At 73.3% G+C, this 20,917-nt stretch carries 21 protein-coding genes; 8 read left to right on the top strand and 13 right to left on the bottom strand.

Annotation, left to right across the window (positions count from 1 at the left end; genetic code table 11):
• The first annotated feature begins 56 nt into the window (after positions 1-56).
• Complete coding sequence (locus CC117_RS06555) at positions 57-719, top strand: potassium channel family protein (protein ID WP_071082835.1); 663 nt, start codon at positions 57-59, stop codon at positions 717-719.
• A gap of 26 nt (positions 720-745) precedes the next feature.
• Positions 746-1,528 carry a potassium channel family protein gene (locus CC117_RS06560; RefSeq protein WP_241829881.1) on the top strand — a complete coding sequence of 261 codons (783 nt, stop codon included), beginning with the start codon at positions 746-748 and terminating at the stop codon, positions 1,526-1,528.
• 10 nt (positions 1,529-1,538) lie between these two features.
• Here CC117_RS06560 and CC117_RS06565 read toward each other — a convergent pair whose 3' ends face one another.
• The 4 genes from CC117_RS06565 to dut form a co-directional block, all read right to left on the bottom strand.
• Positions 1,539-2,309 carry a DUF3159 domain-containing protein gene (locus CC117_RS06565; RefSeq protein ID WP_071082836.1) on the bottom strand — a complete coding sequence of 257 codons (771 nt, stop codon included), beginning with the start codon at positions 2,307-2,309 and terminating at the stop codon, positions 1,539-1,541.
• 32 nt (positions 2,310-2,341) lie between these two features.
• Positions 2,342-2,728, bottom strand: a complete 387-nt coding sequence (locus CC117_RS06570; RefSeq protein WP_071082878.1) for an OB-fold nucleic acid binding domain-containing protein — start codon at positions 2,726-2,728, stop codon at positions 2,342-2,344.
• Positions 2,729-3,163: 435 nt separating this feature from the next.
• Complete coding sequence (locus tag CC117_RS06575) at positions 3,164-3,892, bottom strand: DUF3710 domain-containing protein (RefSeq protein ID WP_071082837.1); 729 nt, start codon at positions 3,890-3,892, stop codon at positions 3,164-3,166.
• Positions 3,873-4,436: a dUTP diphosphatase gene (dut, locus tag CC117_RS06580; RefSeq protein ID WP_071082838.1), complete on the bottom strand. Its 564-nt coding sequence runs from the start codon at positions 4,434-4,436 to the stop codon at positions 3,873-3,875. The genes CC117_RS06575 and dut overlap by 20 nt, the downstream gene beginning before the upstream one ends.
• Positions 4,437-4,681: 245 nt before the next feature.
• On the opposite strand from dut, the gene CC117_RS06585 reads away from it, so the two are divergent.
• Positions 4,682-5,020, top strand: coding sequence for a DUF4235 domain-containing protein (locus CC117_RS06585; protein ID WP_071082839.1), 339 nt, complete (start codon positions 4,682-4,684; stop codon positions 5,018-5,020).
• A 161-nt stretch (positions 5,021-5,181) separates the two neighbouring features.
• Here the strand turns inward: CC117_RS06585 and CC117_RS06590 are convergent, their stop codons facing one another.
• Both CC117_RS06590 and valS read right to left on the bottom strand, forming a co-directional pair.
• On the bottom strand, positions 5,182-5,700 hold the full coding sequence (locus tag CC117_RS06590) for a gamma carbonic anhydrase family protein (RefSeq protein WP_241829883.1): 519 nt from the start codon (positions 5,698-5,700) through the stop codon (positions 5,182-5,184).
• Positions 5,701-5,748: 48 nt separating this feature from the next.
• A complete protein-coding gene (valS, locus tag CC117_RS06595; RefSeq protein WP_071082841.1) occupies positions 5,749-8,412 on the bottom strand; it encodes a valine--tRNA ligase in 2,664 nt (887 codons plus the stop codon).
• Positions 8,413-8,497: 85 nt separating this feature from the next.
• On the opposite strand from valS, the gene CC117_RS06600 reads away from it, so the two are divergent.
• On the top strand, positions 8,498-9,337 hold the full coding sequence (locus tag CC117_RS06600) for an inositol monophosphatase family protein (RefSeq protein WP_071082842.1): 840 nt from the start codon (positions 8,498-8,500) through the stop codon (positions 9,335-9,337).
• Positions 9,338-9,362: 25 nt separating this feature from the next.
• Here CC117_RS06600 and CC117_RS06605 read toward each other — a convergent pair whose 3' ends face one another.
• Together CC117_RS06605 and CC117_RS06610 are read right to left on the bottom strand one after the other, a co-directional pair.
• On the bottom strand, positions 9,363-11,036 hold the full coding sequence (locus CC117_RS06605; protein ID WP_071082843.1) for a UDP-N-acetylglucosamine 2-epimerase: 1,674 nt from the start codon (positions 11,034-11,036) through the stop codon (positions 9,363-9,365).
• A 49-nt stretch (positions 11,037-11,085) separates the two neighbouring features.
• On the bottom strand, positions 11,086-12,021 hold the full coding sequence (locus CC117_RS06610; protein ID WP_071082844.1) for a dTDP-4-dehydrorhamnose reductase family protein: 936 nt from the start codon (positions 12,019-12,021) through the stop codon (positions 11,086-11,088).
• Positions 12,022-12,380: 359 nt separating this feature from the next.
• Between CC117_RS06610 and CC117_RS06615 the strand changes: the two genes are divergently transcribed.
• From CC117_RS06615 to CC117_RS06630, 4 genes are all read left to right on the top strand, one after another.
• Positions 12,381-13,367: a methyltransferase domain-containing protein gene (locus CC117_RS06615; RefSeq protein ID WP_071082845.1), complete on the top strand. Its 987-nt coding sequence runs from the start codon at positions 12,381-12,383 to the stop codon at positions 13,365-13,367.
• 235 nt (positions 13,368-13,602) lie between these two features.
• Positions 13,603-15,456 (top strand): LCP family protein, encoded by a 1,854-nt coding sequence (locus CC117_RS06620; protein ID WP_084131642.1) that lies wholly within the window; start codon positions 13,603-13,605, stop codon positions 15,454-15,456.
• A gap of 15 nt (positions 15,457-15,471) precedes the next feature.
• Entirely contained in the window at positions 15,472-16,170 is a 699-nt protein-coding gene (locus tag CC117_RS06625) for a DUF1707 SHOCT-like domain-containing protein (RefSeq protein WP_071082846.1), read from the top strand.
• A gap of 212 nt (positions 16,171-16,382) precedes the next feature.
• Positions 16,383-17,309, top strand: a complete 927-nt coding sequence (locus CC117_RS06630) for a PAC2 family protein (protein WP_071082847.1) — start codon at positions 16,383-16,385, stop codon at positions 17,307-17,309.
• A 19-nt stretch (positions 17,310-17,328) separates the two neighbouring features.
• On the opposite strand, the gene mnhG is transcribed toward CC117_RS06630, so the two are convergent.
• The 5 genes from mnhG to CC117_RS06655 are packed head-to-tail and all read right to left on the bottom strand — an operon-like array spanning position 17,329 to position 20,831.
• Complete coding sequence (gene mnhG / locus CC117_RS06635) at positions 17,329-17,736, bottom strand: monovalent cation/H(+) antiporter subunit G (RefSeq protein ID WP_071082848.1); 408 nt, start codon at positions 17,734-17,736, stop codon at positions 17,329-17,331.
• On the bottom strand, positions 17,736-18,086 hold the full coding sequence (locus CC117_RS06640) for a monovalent cation/H+ antiporter complex subunit F (RefSeq protein ID WP_071082849.1): 351 nt from the start codon (positions 18,084-18,086) through the stop codon (positions 17,736-17,738). The genes mnhG and CC117_RS06640 overlap by 1 nt, the downstream gene beginning before the upstream one ends.
• Positions 18,083-18,733 (bottom strand): Na+/H+ antiporter subunit E, encoded by a 651-nt coding sequence (locus CC117_RS06645; protein ID WP_241829884.1) that lies wholly within the window; start codon positions 18,731-18,733, stop codon positions 18,083-18,085. The genes CC117_RS06640 and CC117_RS06645 overlap by 4 nt, the downstream gene beginning before the upstream one ends.
• On the bottom strand, positions 18,730-20,319 hold the full coding sequence (locus CC117_RS06650; RefSeq protein ID WP_071082850.1) for a Na+/H+ antiporter subunit D: 1,590 nt from the start codon (positions 20,317-20,319) through the stop codon (positions 18,730-18,732). Before CC117_RS06650 ends, CC117_RS06645 begins: the two co-directional genes overlap by 4 nt.
• Positions 20,316-20,831 carry a Na(+)/H(+) antiporter subunit C gene (locus CC117_RS06655; protein WP_071082851.1) on the bottom strand — a complete coding sequence of 172 codons (516 nt, stop codon included), beginning with the start codon at positions 20,829-20,831 and terminating at the stop codon, positions 20,316-20,318. The genes CC117_RS06650 and CC117_RS06655 overlap by 4 nt, the downstream gene beginning before the upstream one ends.
• Positions 20,832-20,917: the final 86 nt, after the last annotated feature.

Here is a 20,917-nt window from a genome sequence, read left to right on the forward strand (position 1 = left end):
CGGGGTGCGGGACAGGCATCGACCGGGCAACCCCGGTCGGACTACGCTCACGTCCCGTGCACGTCGTGATCCTCGGCTGCGGCCGGGTCGGCTCCTCCCTCGCCGGTGCTGTCGAGCGCCTCGGCCACTCGGTGGCCGTCATCGACCAGAACCCAGGGGCGTTCAACCGCCTGTCGGCCGGCTTCGGCGGCCGCCGGGTCACCGGCATGGGCTTTGACCGCGACACCCTGATCGAGGCCGGTATCGCTGATGCCGCCGCGTTCGCGGCCGTGTCGAGCGGGGACAACTCCAACATCATCTCCGCCCGGGTCGCCCGGGAGATGTTCGGGGTCGAACGGGTCGTCGCCCGCATCTACGATCCCCGGCGCGCCGAGGTGTACGAGCGCCTGGGCATCCCCACGGTCGCGACCGTGCGCTGGACCCGCGACCAGATTCTCGGCCGCCTCGTCCCGGACGCCGTCGCCCCGGAGTGGACGGACACGTCCGGATCGGTGCTGCTCACCGCGGTCACCCCGGCCCGCGGCTGGGCCGGGCGGCGCCTCGCCGAGCTGGAGGCGCGGGCCGAGGTACGGGTGATCTGCGTGACCAGGTTCGGCGACGGCCTGCTCCCGGACGCCCGCACCATGATCCAGGACGGGGACGTCCTGCACGTCGCGGTGGCGAAGATGCGGGCCACCGAGGCCGACGCCGTGATCCGCACCGGCCCGCAGCACGACTGATCACGAGCCAGGGACGGAGACCAGCGATGGCACAGGAACCGGACGCGCGTGCCGCCGTCGAGGGGCAGGGCGCAGAGCTGRCCGGGCCCGGCGGGCGCTCGGCGCGCCGGGTGGCCATCGCCGGCGCGGGCAAGGTCGGGCGCTCGATCGCCGCGGAGCTGCTGGAGAACGGCTCCGAGGTCATGATCATCGAGCGCGACCCGAACAAGATCCGCCGGGACGCACTGCCCGCCGCCGAGTGGCTGCTCGCCGACGCCTGCGAGCTCTCCTCACTCGACGGCGCAGGGCTGGACCGCTGCGCGGTCATGGTCGCCGCGACCGGCGACGACAAGGTCAACCTGGTCGTGTCACTGCTGGCGAAGACCGAGTTCGGCGTGCCGCGGGTGGTGGCGCGGGTCAACCACCCCAAGAACGAGTGGCTGTTCACCGATTCGTGGGGTGTCGACGTCGCGGTCTCCGCCCCCCGCCTGCTGACYGCCCTCGTGGAGGAGGCGGTGAGCGTCGGCGACCTGGTACGGCTGATGAAGTTCCGGCAGAGCGACGCCTCGCTCGTCGAGCTCACCCTGACCGCGAACGCGCCGGTGGTCGGCCTGCGCGTCGGTGATGTCGACCTGCCGCCGGACTCGGCGCTGGTCGTCATCCTGCGCGACGGTCACGCCATCGTCCCCTCCGCGGACTGTGCGCTGGAGCCCGGCGACGAGGTGCTGGCCGTCGCGACCACCAGCGAGGCCGAGGAGAGCCTCGCCGCGCTGCTCGGGGCCGTGCCCGCCGGCGCGGCCCGCGGACCGGTGACCTCGGACACGCTCTAGCGCCCTGGAATCAGGGGCGCGGCGGCTCGACGGGCTCCGCCAGGTCGCCGGTCTCCGCGAGGGCGGCCGGTGCACCGGCCGCCAGTTCACCGGCCGGGTCGGAGCCCTTGGCGGGCAGAGGTGCGAGGCGGCGGACGATCGCGAAGGTCGAGAGGACCGCCACACCGAACAGCGGCAGCCCGAGCGCGATGTTCGCGGCGGCGAGCCAGCCGGTCTCCCCCGCGAGGTACAGCAGGCCCTGGACGACGAACCGCACGCCGAAGACGGCGATCCAGACCAGGGTCGCCCACACCGCGGCCCGCCGGACCGCCGGGTCCTCCCGCCAGCCGGCGTAGCGCTTGTCGAAGCCGGCCATCACGTATCCGCCGATCGGCCGACCGGCCGCGACGGACAACAGACCGACCACGGAGCAGACCGCGTTCTTGGCGATCGACGGGAGGAAGAAGCCGTCCGCGCTGCCCGTGCGGGAGGCGATGAAGGCGGCGAAGCCGACCGCGAAGAGGCCGGAGAAGGCCTGCTGGACCGGCTCCCTGCGGACCAGCCGCAGCACGACCAGCCCGAGCGCCGCCGCGATCGCGACGATGATCGCGGCGGTCAGGCCAGCCTCGGCGTTGACGGTGACGAAAGCCACCGTCGGAATGGCACTGTCGATGATCCCGCGCGGGCCGCCCACCGCCTCCGCCAGAGACAGCGGGGGCTCCGAGCCACGCTCACGGCCGGAGCCGCGTGGGCCCGGCGCCGGCTTCGGCCGGGACGGGTCGGGCGGCGGGACTGGTGGCATGGGCGATGGGGTCCTGTTCCTCCGGGCGCCGCTCAGGCGCTGGTCGAGGAGACCGGCAGCAGCTCGTACCGCGGGTTGAACATCGTGGTCCGCTCGTCGCGCACGACCACGCGGCCAGATGCCTTCACGGACCGGCCGGCCTCGATGCCCGCGATGTGTTTGCGGCCGAGAAACACGAGAGTCACGGTTCCGCTTCCATCATAGAGGTCGACCTCAAGGCTGGGTGCCCCGGAACGCGCCCGCACGGTGACCGAACGTACGGAACCGGCGACGCAGGCCTCGGCGCGGTCCCGGCAGGCCAGCATCGGCTCGGCCCCCGCGGCCTCCGACGCGCGCCGCAGGTCCTCGTCCTCGAGCTCCTGGTTGTCCGCTGTCAGCTGGTGGAAACGCCGCCCCAGCCAGCTGCGCCCTTCGCCCACGGCTCCTCCGATCATCGAACCGCTCCCGTAGCCGGGCGGCGGATTCCGACCTTTCGACGTCACCGGGCCAACGCACATGGGGCTCTGCCCCGGTGGCCGACGCGACGGCGCTCTGCACCGGGATTATGAAGTGGACGGACCGCCCGCCACCACCGTTCCGCACTCAGGACTGGACAAGTCGCCGACCCGACAACCGGGGCAACAGACCGTTCCGTGCTGTTACGCGGACGTTCCGGAGCCATTCACCGCACCCACCGGCTTCGCGCCGGCAGCGCCCAGCAGYGCGGCCGCCTGGGAGCACCCAGCGGCCTCGGCCGCGCGGCAGCGCCGACAACGGCTCCCGCCGACGGAGACCGTCACTGGAGGCCCGGCGCGGGAGGGCCGGGTCCAGCGAGCGGACGAGGAGAAGCGGCGAGCGGGCCGGCGGGGGCTCGGTCAGCCCATCTCCGCGATCCGCGTCCCTCGGACCGGCATCGGCGCCGCGGTCGCAGTGCCAGGCGTGACCTCCCGCGACGGGCCGTCGGAGCCGCCTGCCCCGCCGGAGTCACCGGAACCCTCAGGGCCGTCGGCGACCTCCTTCGGCAGCCGCAGCGGAAGCGGGTCACGGACGGGCATCGCCTCGTCGCCGCGTACCACCACGATCCGCCGCAGCGTCTCGTCGAGCAACGGCCCGGCGGCGACGTCCTGCCCGGCGGCACCCGTCACCACGGCCCGCAGGAACCAGCGGGGGCCGTCCACACCGATCATCCGGCCGGGCACCGTCTCGCCGGGGCGGTTGGTGGGCAGCCGCATCCGCAGCTCCGCGCCGAACGGACCCTGGCCCTCGACGCCGCCGGAATCGCGCAGCGTCTCGAGAATCTCCGCGCGGACCTCGTCCCACAGCGGCGCGGTCCTGGGCGCGGCGAACACCGCCAGTTCCATCGCGCTGCGGCCGTCGGTCACGACGACTGTCAGCGGCCGACCGGTGGACTCCTCCACCTGGAACTGGACCTGGACCCCGCGCAGCGCCGGCACCCGCAGGGCGCCGAGGTCGAGCCGGTGGATGTCGTCCTGCGGCGCGGCCTCGGCATCGTAGGGACCAGGCCGGTCGACGTCCCGACCGCCCCGCGCCTCGTCCGGATCGGGGCTGGCCTCGGCGGAGGCCTTACGACCGCGACGGAACACCGTGCGCCTCCCTTCCCGGCCCGCCGGAGGCGTCACCGAACCCACCTGTCGAGCCGAACCCGCCGGTGCCGCGCACCGAGGTGGGCAGGGTGGCGACCTCCCGGAAGACCGCGTGCTCCACTCGTTGGACCACAAGCTGGGCCACCCGGTCTCCCCTGCGGAGAGCGATTGGCTCGCTTCGATCTGTGTTTATGAGAATCACCTTGATTTCTCCACGGTAACCGGCATCGACGGTACCGGGGGCGTTGACGACGGAGAGTCCATGACGCGCGGCGAGGCCGCTGCGCGGGTGCACGAAGGCCGCGTACCCGGCGGGCAGCGCGATGGCCAGGCCTGTCCCGACGATGGCCCGCTCTCCCGGCCCCAGCGTGATGTCCTGCGCGGTCACGAGGTCCGCGCCGGCGTCCGAGGGCTGGGCATAGGTGGGCAACGGCAGATCCGGGTCCACCCGGTGGACCAGCACCTCCAGGGTGGCGTGCGGGTCGCCGGCCGACGGCTCTCCGAGGCGCGGGGCGGCGTGCGGCGTGGGGGCGGTCGCGGTCATGATTCTCCTGGGTCGTCCTCACCCGGGTGGGCTGTCCGCGACACTAACGACTCGCTGCGCGGCGACCGCCAGCGCATGCCCGGCGACACCCCGGCCACGTCCCGGCCCGCGGTCACGGTGCTCCCCCGCTCGGGTGGGGAATCCGCCCGCTGGCGGGTAGAGGTGGAACGGTGGTGCCGAACCAGTGAGCGGCGACACCAGCACGCGCCGGGGCAGACCGGGGCGGCGGCGACGAGAGGTGTGGGGTGTCCGGATCGGGATCGAAAATGGGATGGAAGGTCGTCGGCGGTGCGGCGGCCGCGCTCGCCGGCACCGCGGCGAACCGGGGGGTGACCGTCGCGTATCGGAAGGTGCGCAAGTCCGACCCACCGAAGAACCCGGTCGACCCGGACACCGCCTGGTCGGAGGCGATCGTGTGGGCGGCGGTCTCCGGCCTGGCGGTGGGCCTGGGCCGGTTGGCCGCGGAACGCACGGCCGCACGCGGATGGGTCCGGGCAACAGGCTCCCTGCCGCCCGGCATGCAGCCGAACTCCGCGGGCCCGAAGCCTGCGCGTAGGCCGGAAAAGGCCCCGCAGGAGGTCTGACACAGCCCTGACGGCGGAACGGGTGGCCGCCGGCGCTGGTCCACGGACGTAACGCCCGTGGACCAGCGCCGCCGCAGGGCGGCGCGGTCAGTCGGCCAGATCAGCAGCCGCGGCCGGTCAGCGGCCGTTCGGCCGGGGCCCGGTCAGCCGGTCGGGGCCGGTCAGTCGATGCGGCGCATCTCCTTGCGGAAACGCCGCCCGTTCTCGACATAGGACTCGGCCGCCATCCGGATCAGATCCTGGGGCGCGGCGCCCTCCCGGATCTTCGCCGGGATGCCCAGGGCCATGGCCCGTTCGGGAACCACCACCCGGTTACCCACCACAGCACCCGCGCCGACCAGGCCACCCCGGCAGACCCGGGCCTCGTGCAGGACGATCGACCCCGAGCCCACCAGGGAGCCGTCCTCGATCACGCAGCCCTCGAGGTGCACGATGTGCCCGATCACGCAGTCGTCACCGACGATCGTCGGAAGCAGCGCGGTCGCATGGATGACCGAGCCGTCCTGGATGGACGTCCGCGCGCCGATGCTGATCAGCCCGTGGTCACCGCGCATCACGACACCCGGCCAGACCGTCGACTCCGGGCCGATCCGGACGTTGCCGATCAGCGTCGCCTCGGGATGGACGAATGCGGACGGGTCAATCGACGGGACGAGATCTCCCAGGGCATAGATGGGCACGCTCCCATCCTGCCCGATCGCGCCGCCACCTGCCCCGCGCATGTGCGGTCAGCCGGCGGCGGGCACCAGCACGACGTCCACGGCCAGCTCGCCGCTGGTGCCGGCCAGGGTGAGCTCCCAGATACCGCCGGCGCTGCGCAGGTCCGCCGCGGCCTGCTCGACCAGGGCGACCGTGGCCGCGTCGCCGCTGACCCTGGCAGTGGCGACCTCGGCCTTCATCGAGACCTTGGCCTCGGACTTGGCCCGCCGCACCGCGGACAGCGCGGCGCCGACGGCGTCCAGCAGCTCGGGGCGCCCACCGCCGGCCACCGCACGGATCCGGTCCGCCTCGGGCCAGGAGGCCCGGTGCACCGAGCCCTCCTGCCACCAGGACCAGACCTCCTCGGTGACGAAGGGCAGGAACGGCGCGAAGAGGGTGAGCAGCGTCGACAGCGCCACTGACAGGGTCGCCTGCGCGGAGGCGGCGCCGGCCGCGCCGTGCGCGCCGTAGGCCCGGCCCTTGACCAGCTCGACGTAGTCGTCGCAGAACCGCCAGAAGAAGGTCTCGGTGACCTCGAGCGCCCGGGTGTAGTCGTAGCCCTCGAACGACTCGGTCGCGGTGGCGACGACCCGGGCCAGCTCGGCGAGCAGCGCCCGGTCCAGCTCCTCCGTGATCGCCTCCGGGCCGGGGGCGGGCTCGCTGGCGGAACCGGGGCCAGCGGCGGAGGACGCCGCCGCCGTGCCGGGGCCGCCGGCGGCATCCGCGCCCTCGCCCGCCTCGGCGAGGCCGAGGACGAACCGGCTCGCGTTGAGAATCTTGATGGCGAGCCGGCGGCCGGTCTTCATCTGGCCCACGTCGAACGCGGTGTCGGTGCCCGGCCGGCCGGAGGCGGCCCAGTACCGGACGGCGTCCGAGCCGTGCTGTTCGAGCAGGCCCAGCGGCGTGACGACGTTGCCCTTCGACTTGGACATCTTCTTGCGGTCCGGGTCGAGGATCCAGCCGGAGATCGCGGCGTCCGACCAGGGCAGCGCGCCGAACTCGGCGTGGCTGCGCAACACGGTCGAGAACAGCCAGGTCCGGATGATCTCGTGGGCCTGCGGGCGCAGGTTCATCGGGAAAACCTGGCCGAACAGCGCCGGGTCGCTCTCCCAGCCGCTGACGATCAGCGGGGTCAGCGAGGACGTCGCCCAGGTGTCCATGACGTCCGGGTCCGCCATGAAGCCTCCCGGCACGCCGCGCTGCTCGGCGGTGTACCCCGGCGGGACGTCGCTGGACGGGTCGATCGGGAGCGCGGACTCGTCCGCGACGATCGGCGCGTCGTACCGCGGGTCGCCCGCCTCGTCCAGCGGGTACCAGACCGGGAAGGGAACGCCGAAGAAACGCTGCCGGCTGATCAGCCAGTCGCCGTTGAGACCGTCCACCCAGTTCTCGTACCGCACCCGCATGTACTCCGGGTGCCAGCGCAGCTCGGAGCCGCGCCCCCGCACCTGCTCACGCAGCTGCTCGTCCCGGCCGCCGTTGCGGATGTACCACTGGCGGGTGGAGACGATCTCCAGCGGCCGGTCGCCCTTCTCGTAGAACTTGACCGGGTGGGTGATCGCCCGCGGCTCGCCGAGCAGCGCGCCGGACTCCCGCAGGGCCTCGACGACGGCCACCCGCGCGGCGGCGATCGTCCTGCCCGCGACGCGGGTGTAGTGCTCGCGGCCGGCCGGCGCGGTGATCGCGTCGGGTGCGTCGGGGAGCAGCCGGCCGTCGCGGCCGATCACCGCGCGGGCGGGCAGCCGCAGCTCCCGCCACCAGATGACGTCGGTCAGGTCACCGAACGTACAGATCATGGCGATGCCGGAGCCCTTCTCCGGATCGGCCAGCCGGTGCGCCACGACGGGCACCTCGACCTCGAACAGCGGCGTGCGGACCGTCTGCCCGAACAGCGCCTGGTAGCGCTCGTCCTCGGGGTGTGCCACCAGGGCCACGCAGGCCGGCAGCAGCTCGGGACGGGTCGTCTCGATCACGACCGGCTCACCGCCGGGCCGCGGGAACGCCAGGGTGTGGTAGGCGCCGGGGCGCTCCCGGTCCTCCAGCTCCGCCTGCGCGACCGCGGTGCGGAACGTGACGTCCCACAGCGTCGGCGCCTCGGCCAGGTACGCCTCACCGCGGGCCAGGTTGCGCAGGAAGGCGCGCTGCGCGACCACCCGCGAGCGGCTGTCGATCGTCGCGTAGGTGTACGACCAGTCCACCGACAGGCCGAGGCGGCGCCAGAGCTCCTCGAAGCCCTTCTCGTCCTCGATCGTCAGCTGCTCGCACAGCTCGACGAAGTTGCGCCGGGACACGGGGATCTGGTCCTTGCCCGGCTTCGCCGGCGGGGTGAACGCGGGGTCGTAGGGAACCGACGGGTCACAGCGCACGCCGTAGTAGTTCTGCACCCGGCGTTCGGTGGGCAGCCCGTTGTCGTCGAAACCCATCGGGTAGAAGACCTCGAGGCCGCGCATCCGCTGGAAACGGGCGATCAGGTCGGTGTGGGTGTACGAGAACACGTGGCCGACGTGCAGGGAGCCGCTTACGGTCGGCGGAGGTGTGTCGACCGAGTAGACCCGCTCCCGCGGAACCGACCGGTCGAACGAATAGGTCCCGTGCTCCTGCCAGTCGCGCGACCAGCGRGCCTCGATCCCGTCCAGGCTCGGCTTCGCGGGCACCGCGCGGGTCGGCCGTTCCGTACTGTCCGTTGCCACCACGCGGCCAATCCTACGGGTCGGGCGATCGTCCTCCCGGCGGCGGCTCCGGCCGGGCCCGCGGCCGGGTGTTGGCAGGATGTGGCCCATGGACCCGTCCCCCGCCTTCTCCCCTCCGGCCCCGGCCTCGCTGCTCGACCTCGGCCTGGACGTCGCCCGCGAGGCCGGTGCTCTGCTGCTCGCCGGTCGGGCCGGCACGGTCGAGGCCGAGGCGACGAAGTCCTCGCCGACCGACATCGTCACCGCTCTGGACCGGGCGTCCGAGGCCCTGGTCGCCCGGCGGCTGCGCGAGGCCCGGCCGGACGATGGTCTGCTCGGCGAGGAGGGGTCCGACACGCCCGGGAGCAGCGGCGTCCGCTGGATCGTGGACCCCCTCGACGGAACGGTGAACTTCCTCTACCGCCTGCCCAACTGGGCGGTGTCGATCGCCGCCGAGGTCGCGGGCGAGGTCGTGGCCGGGGTCGTGCACGCCCCGGCGCTGGGGCTCACGTACACGGCCGTGCGCGGCGGCGGAGCCTTTCGGTGGGGCGCCGGCCCGGAGCCCGAGACGTTGGCCGGGTCGGCGGTGACGGAGCTGCGCGGCGCGCTGGTCGCGACCGGCTTCGGCTACACCGTGGAGCGCCGGACGGCGCAGGTGGCGGTGCTCACCCGGGTGGTGCCGCGAGTGCGCGACATCCGCCGGATGGGCGCCGCTGCCCTCGACCTGTGCGCCGCCGCGGCGGGGACGATCGACGCCTACTACGAGCGCGGCCTGCACCCCTGGGACCATGCCGCCGGGGCGCTGGTCGCCGCCGAGGCCGGCCTGCTCGTCGGCGGGCTCGATGGTCGCCGGGCGAGCGAGGACCTGGTCGTCGCCGCTCCCCCAGCACTGTTCGGCCCGCTCACCGCGCTGCTCGCCGAGCACCCCCGGGCCGACCGCGACCAGTAGCGGCCGGCGCCGGACGGCGACCCGGTCAGGGGAAGGCCAGCGGGGTGTCGCCGGGGGCGGACTCCCCGGCGCCGTCGGACGGGCGCTCGAACCAGACCGTGCGCCGGACGTAGTCGATGTAGCCGACGACGATCCGCGCCACCCGCACGGAGACGTCCGGGGCGGCGTAGTCGGACACCGCCCGCGGTGACCGGTTCGCGCGGGCCTCGGCGGTGACCAGGTCGACCGCGGCGAGGACGCGTTCGGGGCGCGGCAGACACGTGACGACGACGCCGCCGTCGATGCCCTCCGGGTGCTCGTGCGCCTCGCGGATCATCACCGCGGGGAAGCCGAGCAGGGACGCCTCCTCCGTGAGGGTGCCGCTGTCGGAGACCACGCAGAGCGCCGACCGCTGCAGGGCTATGTAGTCCGCGAACCCGAACGGCCGGCAGAACCGGACCAGCCCGTCGACGACCGGGGCCCGGCCCGCCGACTCCAGGGCCTCGATGCGGTCCCTGGTCCGCGGATGGGTGGAGACGATCACCGGGACGCGGTAGCGCGCCGCCAGCCCGTTCAGCGTCTCCAGCAGTCCGGCGAGCAGGTCGGGCCGGTCGACGTTCTCCGCCCGGTGCGCGCTGACCACCAGGTAGTGCCCCGGGGTGATGCCCAGGGTGGTCAGCGCGGGAGAGGCCTCGATGAGCGGCAGGTAGGAGGTCAGGACCTCGTTCATCGGCGACCCGACGACGAAGATCCGCGCAGCGGGCACCCCCTCGGCCAGCAGGTTGCGCCGGGCGTGCTCGGTCAGCGCGAGGTTGATGTCGCTGAGGTGGTCGACCACCCGGCGGTTGAGCTCCTCGGGCACCCGGTCGTCGAAGCAGCGGTTCCCCGCCTCCAGGTGGAACACCGGGATACGCCGGCGCCGGGCGGCGATCACCGCCAGGGTGGTGTTCGAGTCCCCGTACAGCAGCAGCGCGTCGGGGGCCTCGTCCGCGAACACCGCGTCCGCCCGGGCGATCACCCGGCCGATGGTCTCCGCGGCACTGGCACCGACGGCGTCCAGGAAGTGGTCCGGTTTGCGGATGCCCAGCTCGTCGAAGAACACCTGGCTGAGCTCGTAGTCGTAGTGCTGGCCCGAATGGACCAGGCAGACGTCGGCCGCCCGCTCCAGCGCGACGATCACCTGGCTGAGCTTGACCAGCTCGGGACGGGTACCGACGAGGACCATGACCCGCCGGCGGTGCTCGGCCGGGCCCGGCCGGGCGCCCGGCACGGTGGACGGCTCGCCCAGCACCTCCGTGCGGGGGCCGCGGTGGGGCACCGTCACCGGCCCGGCCGAACCCGTTCGGTCCGGTGAGAGCCGGCGGCTCGGCACCGTCGGCACCGACGGCCCGGTGGGGGCATACGGGGTCGACGGCGCCGTGGGCACCGACGGGCCTGCGCGGCCGTCGGCCTGCTCCCCGGCGCTGCCGGGATCGACATCCTGGGCGGTGGGGACGGGACGCCCGTCGCGGGGTCCCGTCCGGGCCGCCGGAATCCGGGGCGGCAGCTCCCCGCCGCGCTGCCGATGGGACCTGGCGCCGGGGAACCATCCACGGAAGAAGCCCGTCCGGGCCAGGTCGGCCCCGTCACCGGCGCGCCCGTCGACCCCCTGTCCGTCACCCCTGCCGGCGCCGGGCTCGTCGTCGGCGCCAGTGCCAGCTCCGCCTGTCGTTCTCGACACGTCGCGCTCCCTCTTCTACCGGAGAAGATCCATTGGCTCGGTCGGCCCGTCAGGCGTCGGCATGGGCGGTGCTCGGCTCCCGGACGGCGGCGCCGGACGGCGCGGGCCGTCGGCGCGGGATGCCCTCGATCTCGCGCCGCTCGATCGCGGTCGCCAGCTCGTCGACCATCACCGACCAGGCGGGCGGCCGGTAGCCCGTCGTGGACCACAGCCGGCGCGCGGACAGCGCGCGGTTGCGCACCTCGTCATCGCTCGGGACGATCTCGACGTCCCGCCGGCCCAGCCGCTCCGCCAGCAGCGTGAGCAGGTCGAACGCGGTGATCGGCTCGGCGGCGAGGTGCCAGATGCCACTCAGGTCCGGGTGCCCGACGAGGGCGAGGTGGACGAAGCGCGCGAACTCGGTGGTGGTCACGCCACTGGAGACGACCCGGCGCTGCCCGATGACCGGCCCGGCGGCGGCCAGGAAGGTCTCGACGAAGCCGGTGGGGACGGCCGCCGTCTCCAGCCCGATCAGCGACGTCCGCAGGGTCAGCGTGCCGGGTTCACACACCTCGCCGAGCAGCTTCGTCATGCCGTGGGCGTCAACCGGGTCGGGCGTGTCCTCCTCGTGGTACTCACCCAGGCGCCCGGAGAACACGCAGTCGGTGGACACGTGCACCAGCCGGGCTCCCGCGGCGCCGCACTGCCGGACGAGACGGTGTGGGAACAGGGCGTTGACCTCGATCGCCAATCGCTCGCCGTCCTCGTCGACCCGTTGCTCGACGAGGCCCACGGCGTTCACCACCGCATCGGGCCGGGCAGCGGCGAAGGCCTCGACCAGCCCGTCCGGGTGGCGGATGTCCACCCCGCACAGGACCCGGTCGGCCGGCAGCGGCGACGACGGCGCGACCGCCCGAACGGTGGCGGTGACGTCGTGGTCGCGCACGAGCCTGCGCACCAGCTCACCACCGAGCATGCCGTCGCCGCCGAGGACCAGTACGCRCATCCAGTTCTCCTTCGGGACCGGAGTCCACTCAGAGGGCACTACGCCGCGCAACGCTGAGCCACCATTTCGGCTGCTCGGCGTTCGGCGGGATGACCTCCATCCAGCCAACGCCAGGCAAGTATGACTCTACGTAGTTAAAGGATCGCGCTCGGCCGCAACGACGCGCCGGGGCGGCGAGGACAACCCGAGACCACATCCGGCCCAGGGCGCGCCGGCGGAGATGCCGGACACCCGCCGAGATGAAACTACTCTCTGCATTCGCATCGAAACTCCACGCGTAGGCCAGGTCGTCTCGCCGGGCCCCCGGTCGGGCGATGCGGCAGACGGCACGGCGGACGACCACGAGGTGACGACCACCGGTGACAGCGGTGCGGACGAGCGAGCAACAGACGACCGAAGGCCGCCGGCCGGCCGGCGGCACGCGGCGACTGGCCGCGTCCGCCCACCGGCCGCGGCGGCTACGGCTACGGCTACGGCACCAGCGCAACCGGCAGGGCCAGCTCTGGCTCAACATCACCTCGACGCACCTGGTGCTGGCGGACTTCGTCAACCTCGATCCGGCCTTCTCCCCCGCCCTGACCGGCGTCTATCCCGCGCTCGACTGGGCCCGCGCCCTGCGCCGCACGCTGCGGAACTCCCGCACGCTGCGCCTGCTGCGCGGGTGGGCCACGGCAGGCCGGCAATGGGCCCGCCGGCCTCGACTGGCAGCCGCTGCCGCCTCCGCCGCTGCCTTCGTTGCTGCCGCGGTCGTCATCGCCCGGCGCGGCGTCACCCGGTGCGTGCCCCGGTCGGCCGCCGTTCCGGGCCGGCAGCGGGCGGATCAAAGCCGCCCCTGGGCAGTACTCGGGCAGTGGGAGGCGAGGCGCGCGGCGGTGATCATGCGGTACCGCCCGCGCCGGCGGCTGGCCCTGGACGACGGGTCGGTCGACCACATTCTCTGCGCGCACGTCCTGCAGGAACTGCCCCCGCACCTGGTCGGCCCCGTGCTGGACGAGTACGCCCGGGTGCTGCGGCCGGGCGGGACGCTGCACGTCGTCCTGCCCGACCTGCGCCGGGCGGTCGACCGCTATGTGCGCGGGGACATCGACGCCGACGAGCTGATGGCCTGGCAGCGGGTGGCCGGCGGCCCGGGGGCGGGAGCGGACGGGCGGGGCACCCGGTGGCGGCACCGGCCCGATCGGGTGGTGGGGCCACCGAACGGGTGGCTCTACGACGAGCACACCGCGCTGCGCCGCCTCGCCGGCGCCGGATTCGCACCGGCCCCCGGCGCCGCGGCCGCCACCCCCAGCGCCGGCCTGGTCGCGCGCGACCCCGTCTCACTGCACCTGGTGGCCGTGCGCGCCTGACCAGGCGGATGCATCCACCGGCCAGCGGAGAACCGATTCGCCGGAGACGTTCCGTCGCGGGCGCCGGACGGTCAGCACAGTCCGTTACGCCAGCCGCGCGGCATTCCTGCCCCGGTTCACACCACGTCGGCGGTCACATCGATTCTGCGGCCCAGGAACATTACTATTCGTTGACTTATCGTCGACATTCACCGGCTGCCACGCGCCGGTTCGGGGTGCGGGGGGAGGCGGCGGTATGGCGAATGCGCGGGCACGGCGACCGCGCGGGATCCCCACCCCCACCCCCTCCGATCCGATCACCGAGAGTGACCGCTACGAGAGCGCCGTCTACCGCGACGACGAGTTTGACGGCGTCGACGATGACGGCCTCGACGCCGAGATCGACCACGACCACGACCACGACCACGACCACGACCACGACCACGACCACGACCACGACCACGACGAGGATCGCGCCGCTGACGGCGATGAGGGCGGCGCGGACGACGGCGACCTCTGGGACGACGGCGGGCGGACCCGGGCCGGTGCGGCGGCCGAGCCGGCCCGACGTGGCCCGCTGCGCCGGGTGCTGCTCGTCCTGACCTCGCTCGTCTCCCTCGGCGTCGTCGCCGTGACCGCCACCGGCTGGCTCATCGTGACCTTCTACGACCGCCGTATCGACCGCGAGACGATCGCGCCGCCCACCGACATCACGGTCACCCGCCCGCCGCCGGCACCGGTCGGCGCCGAGACGTGGCTGCTGGTCGGCTCGGATGTCCGCACCGGCTCGGACGCCGCGAAGGTGGGCGGGGCCCGATCCGACACGATGATGATCGCCCACCTGGCCTCCGACGGCGCGACGGACATCGTGTCGATTCCCCGTGACCTGCGCGTGCCCATCCCGGCCTGGACGGACGGCAGCGGCGTCCGGCACCGGGCCCGTTCCGACCGTGTCAACGCGGCGTTCAACGCCGGTGGCCCCGCGCTGCTCGTCGCGACCCTCGAGCAGGTCGCGGGACTGCGCATCAACCACTACGCGGAGCTGGACTTCACCGGCTTCCGGCAGATGACCTCGGCGATCGGGGGCATCGACGTCTGCCTGCGGGCTTCTCCGTACGTGGAGACCCACCGGCTGGACAACGGCCGGTTGGTCCGTTCGACGAACCTGGACGACCCCAGCGCGGGCTTCACCGGGCAGACCGGCGACAACCACCTGATCGGCGACAACGCGCTCGCGTTCGTCCGGCAGCGGCACGGGTTCGCCGACGGCGACCTGTCCCGGATCAGGCGGCAGCAGACGTTCCTCGCCGCGATCTTCCGCAAGCTGACCAGCGAATCTGTGCTGCTCAGCCCGACCAGGCTGACATCGTTCCTCAGCGCGGTCACCGACTCGGCGGTTCTGGACGACGACACCGACTTCACCGAACTGCGCGCGCTCGCCGCGCGGATGCGTGCCATGACGACCGGTGCGGTGACGTTCTCGACGGTCCCGATCACCGGGCAGGTCAGCACGCCCGCCTTCTATTTTCTCTACGACCCGGACGAGGTGCGGCAGTTCTTTCGGGACATCACGGGCAACACGGTGCCGTTCGAGCCGTCCGACGCCCCGGCGGATCCGCTTCTCCCGCCGGATCGGAGTGAGCTGAGCGGATCGCTGCCGCCGGCCGCGCCGACCGCACCGTCGGGTGGCACCGCGGGCCGACCGACCGCGCCGCCGACTGTCGCGTCCACGACACCACCCGCGCCGCAGATCGACCCCAGCGCCACGGCACCGGGCGACCCGCAGGGCGGGCCCACCGAGTCCGGCCCGACCACCGACCCGCTGTTCCCGCCCCAGCCGACAGGGCCGTCGCGACCGGAGACGACCCAGCCCGCGGACGTGAACAACCCGGGCGGCTGGCCGCGGCCCGAGCCCACTGCCTCGGCCACCACCGCCCCGCCGGGCCTGTCGCTGCGGCTGGCGAGCCTCTCGTCGGCCACGGTCACTGCGCCGGCTGCGCCCACCACCGGCGCGACGGACGCCGCCGCGGTGTGGCCGGTCGGCCCCTCCCCCACGGCGCCCGGGGCCACGGAGCCCCCGGTGACCGCGGCCGCGTCCTGCATTTACTGAGGTTACGGTCAGGACATGCTTCCCACGCTGCCCGAGCCGGTCACCGACGGTGGACGACGGGCCTGCACCGACCGGCTGCGCGCGGCCTGCGCCGCCGGCCTGCTCACCTTCGGCGAGTTCAGCGAGGGGGTGGGACGGGTCTGGGCGGCCCAGACCGCCGCGGACCTCGAGCGGGTCCCGCTCGCGGGCGGCGACGCCGGCCCCGGCGCGAGTGTCCTCGGCGAAGGCGCCAACGACGGCGGCGGGGGCGGCGGCGGCGGGGGCGGCGGGGGCGGCGGCGGCGGCGGCGGGGAGACGGTCGACCGCATCCGCGCCGAGGAGAAGGCCCGCTCGACCATCGTGAGTCTGCTCGGTGACGGGCGACGCCTGGGACGCTGGTGGATGGCCCGGCGCACTCTGATCGTCAACGTCCTCGGGAACTGGACCCTCGATCTGCGCGGCGCGCTGCTGGCGGACCAGGCGCTTGCCGACAGAGCCCTGGACCTGCGCTTCGTCTCGCTGATCGGCGATCTCACCCTCACCGTCCCCGACGGTGTGACCGTCGAGACCACCGGCCTGGTCGCGCTCGGGGACCGTCAGGTCGACCTCGCGGGCATCCGTGAACGCCCCGGTATGCCCCGGGTGCGGCTGCGCCTCGTCTGCCTGATCGGCGACGTCCGGATCACCAGCGGGTCACGTGTCGGGCGTCCCGACCGGCACGCACGGAGCAGGTAGAGCACACGCATCGCTCCGACGGAGGTCGGTTGATACTCTCGATCATGTCTCCCGGAGATCCTGTCAAGCAGGCGAGGGTGCTCCCGGGCGATGCTCGTCTCCACAGGGCGTTCCGATGGGGCCGGAATGCGGAGGCTCGCTGGCGACTTACTGGTCGCAGGGTGCCACCGCGGATCCCCCGCGGACCAGATCGGTGAGGGAGGGCTCGACCGATGCGTGACCCCAGAGAGCTCTACGACATCAGGAGCGACCTGGACGACCTGGGCCGCCCCGTTCTGATCGAGGCGATGACCGGTGTCGTCGACGCCGGCGGCGCGGTGGGCCTGGCCGGCGAGCACCTGACGACGGCGCTGTCACACGAGCGGATCGTCACCTTCGACGTCGACCAGCTCATGGACTACCGCTCCCGCCGCCCCCCGATGGTCTTCTACGAGGACCACTGGGAAAGCTACGAGGACCCGGTGCTGAGCATCGAGCTGCTGCGCGACGAGGCGGGCACACCGTTCCTGCTCCTCGCCGGGCCCGAGCCCGACCTGCACTGGAAGCGTTTCACCAGCGCGGTACGCACGATCATGAAGGATCTCGGCGTGCGGATGTCGGTCGGCCTGAACGCGATTCCCATGGCGGTGCCGCACACCCGTCCGTGCGGCGTCACCGCGCACGCGACCCGCAAGGAGATGCTGGTCAACAACGAGCCGTGGATCCGCCGGGTCTCCGTCCCCGGCAGCGCCGGGCACCTGCTCGAGTTCGAGCTCGGCCGGGCCGGGGACGACGCGATGGGCTTCGCCGCGCACGTCCCGCACTACCTGGCCCAGGCGACCTACCCGGCGGCGACCGAGGCGCTGCTCAGCTCGGTGTCGAAGGCCACCGGCCTGCTGCTGCCGCTGGACGGCCTGCGCTCCGCCGCTCTCGAGGTCCGCGGCGAGATCGACAGCCAGATCGAGAACGGCGGCGAGGCGGCGGACGTCGTGAAGGCCATCGAGGAGCAGTACGACGCGTTCCAGCGCGGGCGCGGCGGCACGCACCTCCCGGTCGTGGAGGGTCCCGACGAGCCGCTGCCCACCGGCGACGAGCTCGGCGCGGAGCTCGAGCGCTTCCTCGCGGAGCAGACCGAGCCCGGCGGCCCCCAGCCGAGCTGACCCGCTCGCCCGGGCAGGGCTATCCGGCCCTGCCCGGCGTCGGCGGCGGTTCCGCGCCGCCGACGTCCGCCGGCCCCGGTGGCTCGGGGCGGCGGGCCGATCGGCCCCGCTGCCGGGCCAGGTCGTCCACGACCAGCAGGTCGTGGCGCACGCACCCCGTCCGGTAGGCGGCCCGGCCGACCCGCTGCGCGATCACCGGCGCGGTGACGAGCTGCAGGAGCACGACCAGCAGCAGGCCTGCCGCATGGCGGGGTGCGAGCTGGACGGCGCTGCCGACCAGGATCGCCATGAGGCCCACCGTCTGCGGTTTGGTCGCGGCGTGCAGCCGGGACGGGACGTCCGGGAAGCGCACCAGGCCCCACGCACCGAGCAGGCAGAAGACCGCTCCGGTCAGCAGCAGCACCGCGGAGATCACCTGCCGGGCCATCAGTGTCCCGCCCCCCGTCGTTCAGGCTCCTGTCGTTCAGGCCCCCCTGGTTCAGGACCCTCGGACCGGTGTCGTTCGGATGCCTGCTGCTCGGACCCCTTCCGTTCGACCAGACGGGCCGCGGTCACCGAACCGAGGAATCCCAGCAGGGCGACGACCGCGACCAGGGCGATGTTCCAGCCCTCCCTGCGCATCCCGATCTCGACGGTCACCCCTGCGGTGATCAGGATCACCAGGACGTCGAGCGCGACGATGCGGTCGAGATCGGTCGGCCCGACCAGCAGCCGGCCGACAGTCAGCATCCCCGCCGCGGCCAGCAGGACGTAGGTGATCGTGTAGACGGTTGTCATGTCTGCTCCTCCCCGCCGCGCCGTCCGGCCTGGCCGGCCTGGCGGCGGATGTCCTCGTCGGAGCCGAACACGTTCTGCACGCGGCGGTGCACGTCGAGCACGCTGGCACGCACCCGGTCGGTCATGCCGTCATCGTCGGCGGCGAGGACGCAGACATACATCACCCCTGCCTCGTGGTCGATCTCCAGCACGAACGCTCCCGGCGCAAGCGAGATCGCGTTCGCCGTCAGTGTCGAGACAACCTCCGACGATCCCGTCAGCGGAACCTCGACGATCGCCGATCGCGTCCGCGGGCCATAGCGGATCATCTGCAGGGCCACCGCCAGCGCCGACGGCACGAGGTCGGCGAGGAGGCGGCCGGTGAGGAAGAGCGCGGGCAGCGGCCGGAACCGTACCTCCGGGTCTCCGCCGCGCAGCGGGAAGGCGAGCAGCGCGACGGCCGAGACCAGCAGCCCGCTGATCGCGGCGAGCGGCGTCAGGCTGCCCCAGAGGACCATCCAGACCACCCACAGCCACACCAGGCGCCCCGGGCGGCGCAGCAGCTCGCGTGCGGCACCGCGCGTCCCCAGCCCGCCGAGGCCCGCCGGCTCGCGCTCCGGCACGCCCAGGCCGGGCCCGCCCGCACTGCCTTCACCCCGGGGGTTCACCGGCCCGCCTCGGGGCCAGCTGTGCCGGGCAGCACTGACCGGATGTAGGTCGACGGTTCCAGCAGGTCGCCCGCGGCCCGCTCGCTGAGGCCGGCCAGCTGCCCGGCGAACAGCGCCACCAGCAGCCCCACGGCGACGATCCCGGCTGTCGCCCAGACCATGGGACGGCTCACCGTTGCCGTCCCGGGCTCCGCCGCCGTGGACACCGCCGCCGCGGGCACCGTCCCCGACAGCGCCACCACGGGCTCCGCCGGCACGCGGGTGGGTTCCCGCCGCGGGCCCCAGAAGGCCAGGGTCCACACCCGCACCATGACGTAGAGCGAGAGCAGGCTGGTGATCAGACTGGCGGCCAGAGCGAGATCCACCGGCCAGGTCCGGGTCTCGGCGCCGGCCTCGATCAGCGCCAGCTTCGCGACGAAGCCGGAGAAGGGCGGGATGCCCGCGAGGCTGAGCGCCGGGATTCCGAAGAGCAGCGCGGTCACCGGCACCGCCGCCGCGAGCCCGCCCATGCGGCGGGGCACGGACGTCCCGGCGTACCGGGTGATCAGGCCACTGACGAGGAACAGCGCAGCCTGGGCGAGGATGTGGTGCACCATGTAGATGATCACGCCGGCGAGCCCGATCACCGTGAACAGGGACAGCCCGAACAGCATGTAGCCGATGTGGCTGACGAGCAGGTAGGACAGCATCCGGTTCAGGTCGTCCTGGGCGATCGCGCCCAGCGCGCCGACGAGCAGCGTCACCACGGCGGTGGCCAGCAGCAGGATCCAGGCGCTGTCGTGCCGGAACACCAGCGTGTGGGTGCGCAGCAGCGCGTACACGCCGACCTTGGTCAGCAGCGCCGCGAGCACGGCCGTGATCGGCGCCGGTGCGGTCGGGTAGCTGTCCGGCAGCCAGAAGTGCAGCGGCACCGCGGCGGCCTTGATCCCGAACACGACGAGCRCCATCAGCCCGAGAGTCTCGGCGAGGCCGGGGGGCAGGGTCCCGATCCGCCCGGCGAGGTCGGCGAGGTTGACCGTGCCGGTGGCTGCGTACACCAGCGCCAGCATCGTGAGGAAGAACAGCGAGGACGTCATGCTGACGATCACGTAGGTCATGCCGGCCCGGATCCGTCCCGGGGTGACGGCGAAGGTGATCAGCACGTAGGACGAGACCAGCATGATCTCGAACGCGACGAACAGGTTGAACAGGTCACCCGTCAGATAGGCCAGCGCGACCCCGGCGACGAGGACCAGGTACACCGCCTCGAAGACCGAGCTGCGGCCGAGACGGGCCTGCTCGGTGATGCCCTGGCCGATCGCGTAGACGAGCACGGCGAAGGTCACCACGGCCGAGGTGAGCAGGAGCAGGCCGGACAACCGGTCCCCCACCAGCGTGATGCCGATCGGAGCGGGCCAGCCACCGAGGTTGGCGACGAGCGGGCCGTCGGTGTCGGCGATCACGACGACGGCGGCGGCGTCCGCCACCACCCCGGCGATGACGGTGAGGGCCAGGACCCGGCGGGCCATCACCCACCGGCCCAGCACCAGCACCGCGCCGGCCGCGAGCAGGGGGACCACGACAGGGAGCACAACGAGGATGCTCACGGGCGCCGCCCATGGGTGTCCTGGTGCTCCAGCAGGCCGGGTATGGCGAGCTCACCCGGCTCGCGGTGGTCCTCCTCGGCCACCTGCGCCGGCGCCGACCGGTCTCCGCCGCCGCCCCCGTCTCCCCCGACGGCGTGCTCGGCGTGCTCGGCGCGGTCCAGTCCGCGGATCCGGGCGTCCTCGATGTCGTCCCTTACCTCGTCATCGCCGAGAAGGGTCCAGGCCCGGTACGCGAGCGCGAGCAGGAAGGTCGTCAGCGCGAAGGTGATGACGATCGAGGTGAGCGCCATGCCCTGCGGCAGGGGGTCCGACATGGACTCGACCGGGATCGAGCCGATCATCGGCGGYTGGCCGCTCTCGCCGCCGACGAGCAGCAGGAGCAGCGTCGTGYCGTGCCCCAGCAGGACGAGTCCGATCAGGACCCGCATGAGCGAACGCTGGAGGAGTAGATACGTCCCGGCGGTGTACAGGGCGCCGACCACCAGGGCGGACGTCAGGTTGACCGGGCTCACTGGTGCACCTTCCTCGTGTCGGAACTCGCGAATGGGAGAGTTCGGACACGCCCCTGGTCCCCACCGGGCCATCGCCCTGCTCGCTC

The sequence above is a fragment of the Parafrankia colletiae genome, assembly GCF_001854655.1.
GTDB lineage: Bacteria > Actinomycetota > Actinomycetes > Frankiales > Frankiaceae > Parafrankia > Parafrankia colletiae.

Bases quoted from the DNA above. Each gene is read 5' to 3' on its own strand.
- CC117_RS06565 (WP_071082836.1), bottom strand. From the start codon at position 2,309: ATGCCACCAGTCCCGCCGCCCGACCCGTCCCGGCCGAAGCCGGCGCCG.
- dut (WP_071082838.1), bottom strand. From the start codon at position 4,436: ATGACCGCGACCGCCCCCACGCCGCACGCCGCCCCGCGCCTCGGAGAG.
- CC117_RS06600 (WP_071082842.1), top strand. From the start codon at position 8,498: ATGGACCCGTCCCCCGCCTTCTCCCCTCCGGCCCCGGCCTCGCTGCTC.
- CC117_RS06620 (WP_084131642.1), top strand. From the start codon at position 13,603: ATGGCGAATGCGCGGGCACGGCGACCGCGCGGGATCCCCACCCCCACC.
- CC117_RS06625 (WP_071082846.1), top strand. From the start codon at position 15,472: ATGCTTCCCACGCTGCCCGAGCCGGTCACCGACGGTGGACGACGGGCC.
- CC117_RS06630 (WP_071082847.1), top strand. From the start codon at position 16,383: ATGCGTGACCCCAGAGAGCTCTACGACATCAGGAGCGACCTGGACGAC.
- mnhG (WP_071082848.1), bottom strand. From the start codon at position 17,736: ATGGCCCGGCAGGTGATCTCCGCGGTGCTGCTGCTGACCGGAGCGGTC.
- CC117_RS06640 (WP_071082849.1), bottom strand. From the start codon at position 18,086: ATGACAACCGTCTACACGATCACCTACGTCCTGCTGGCCGCGGCGGGG.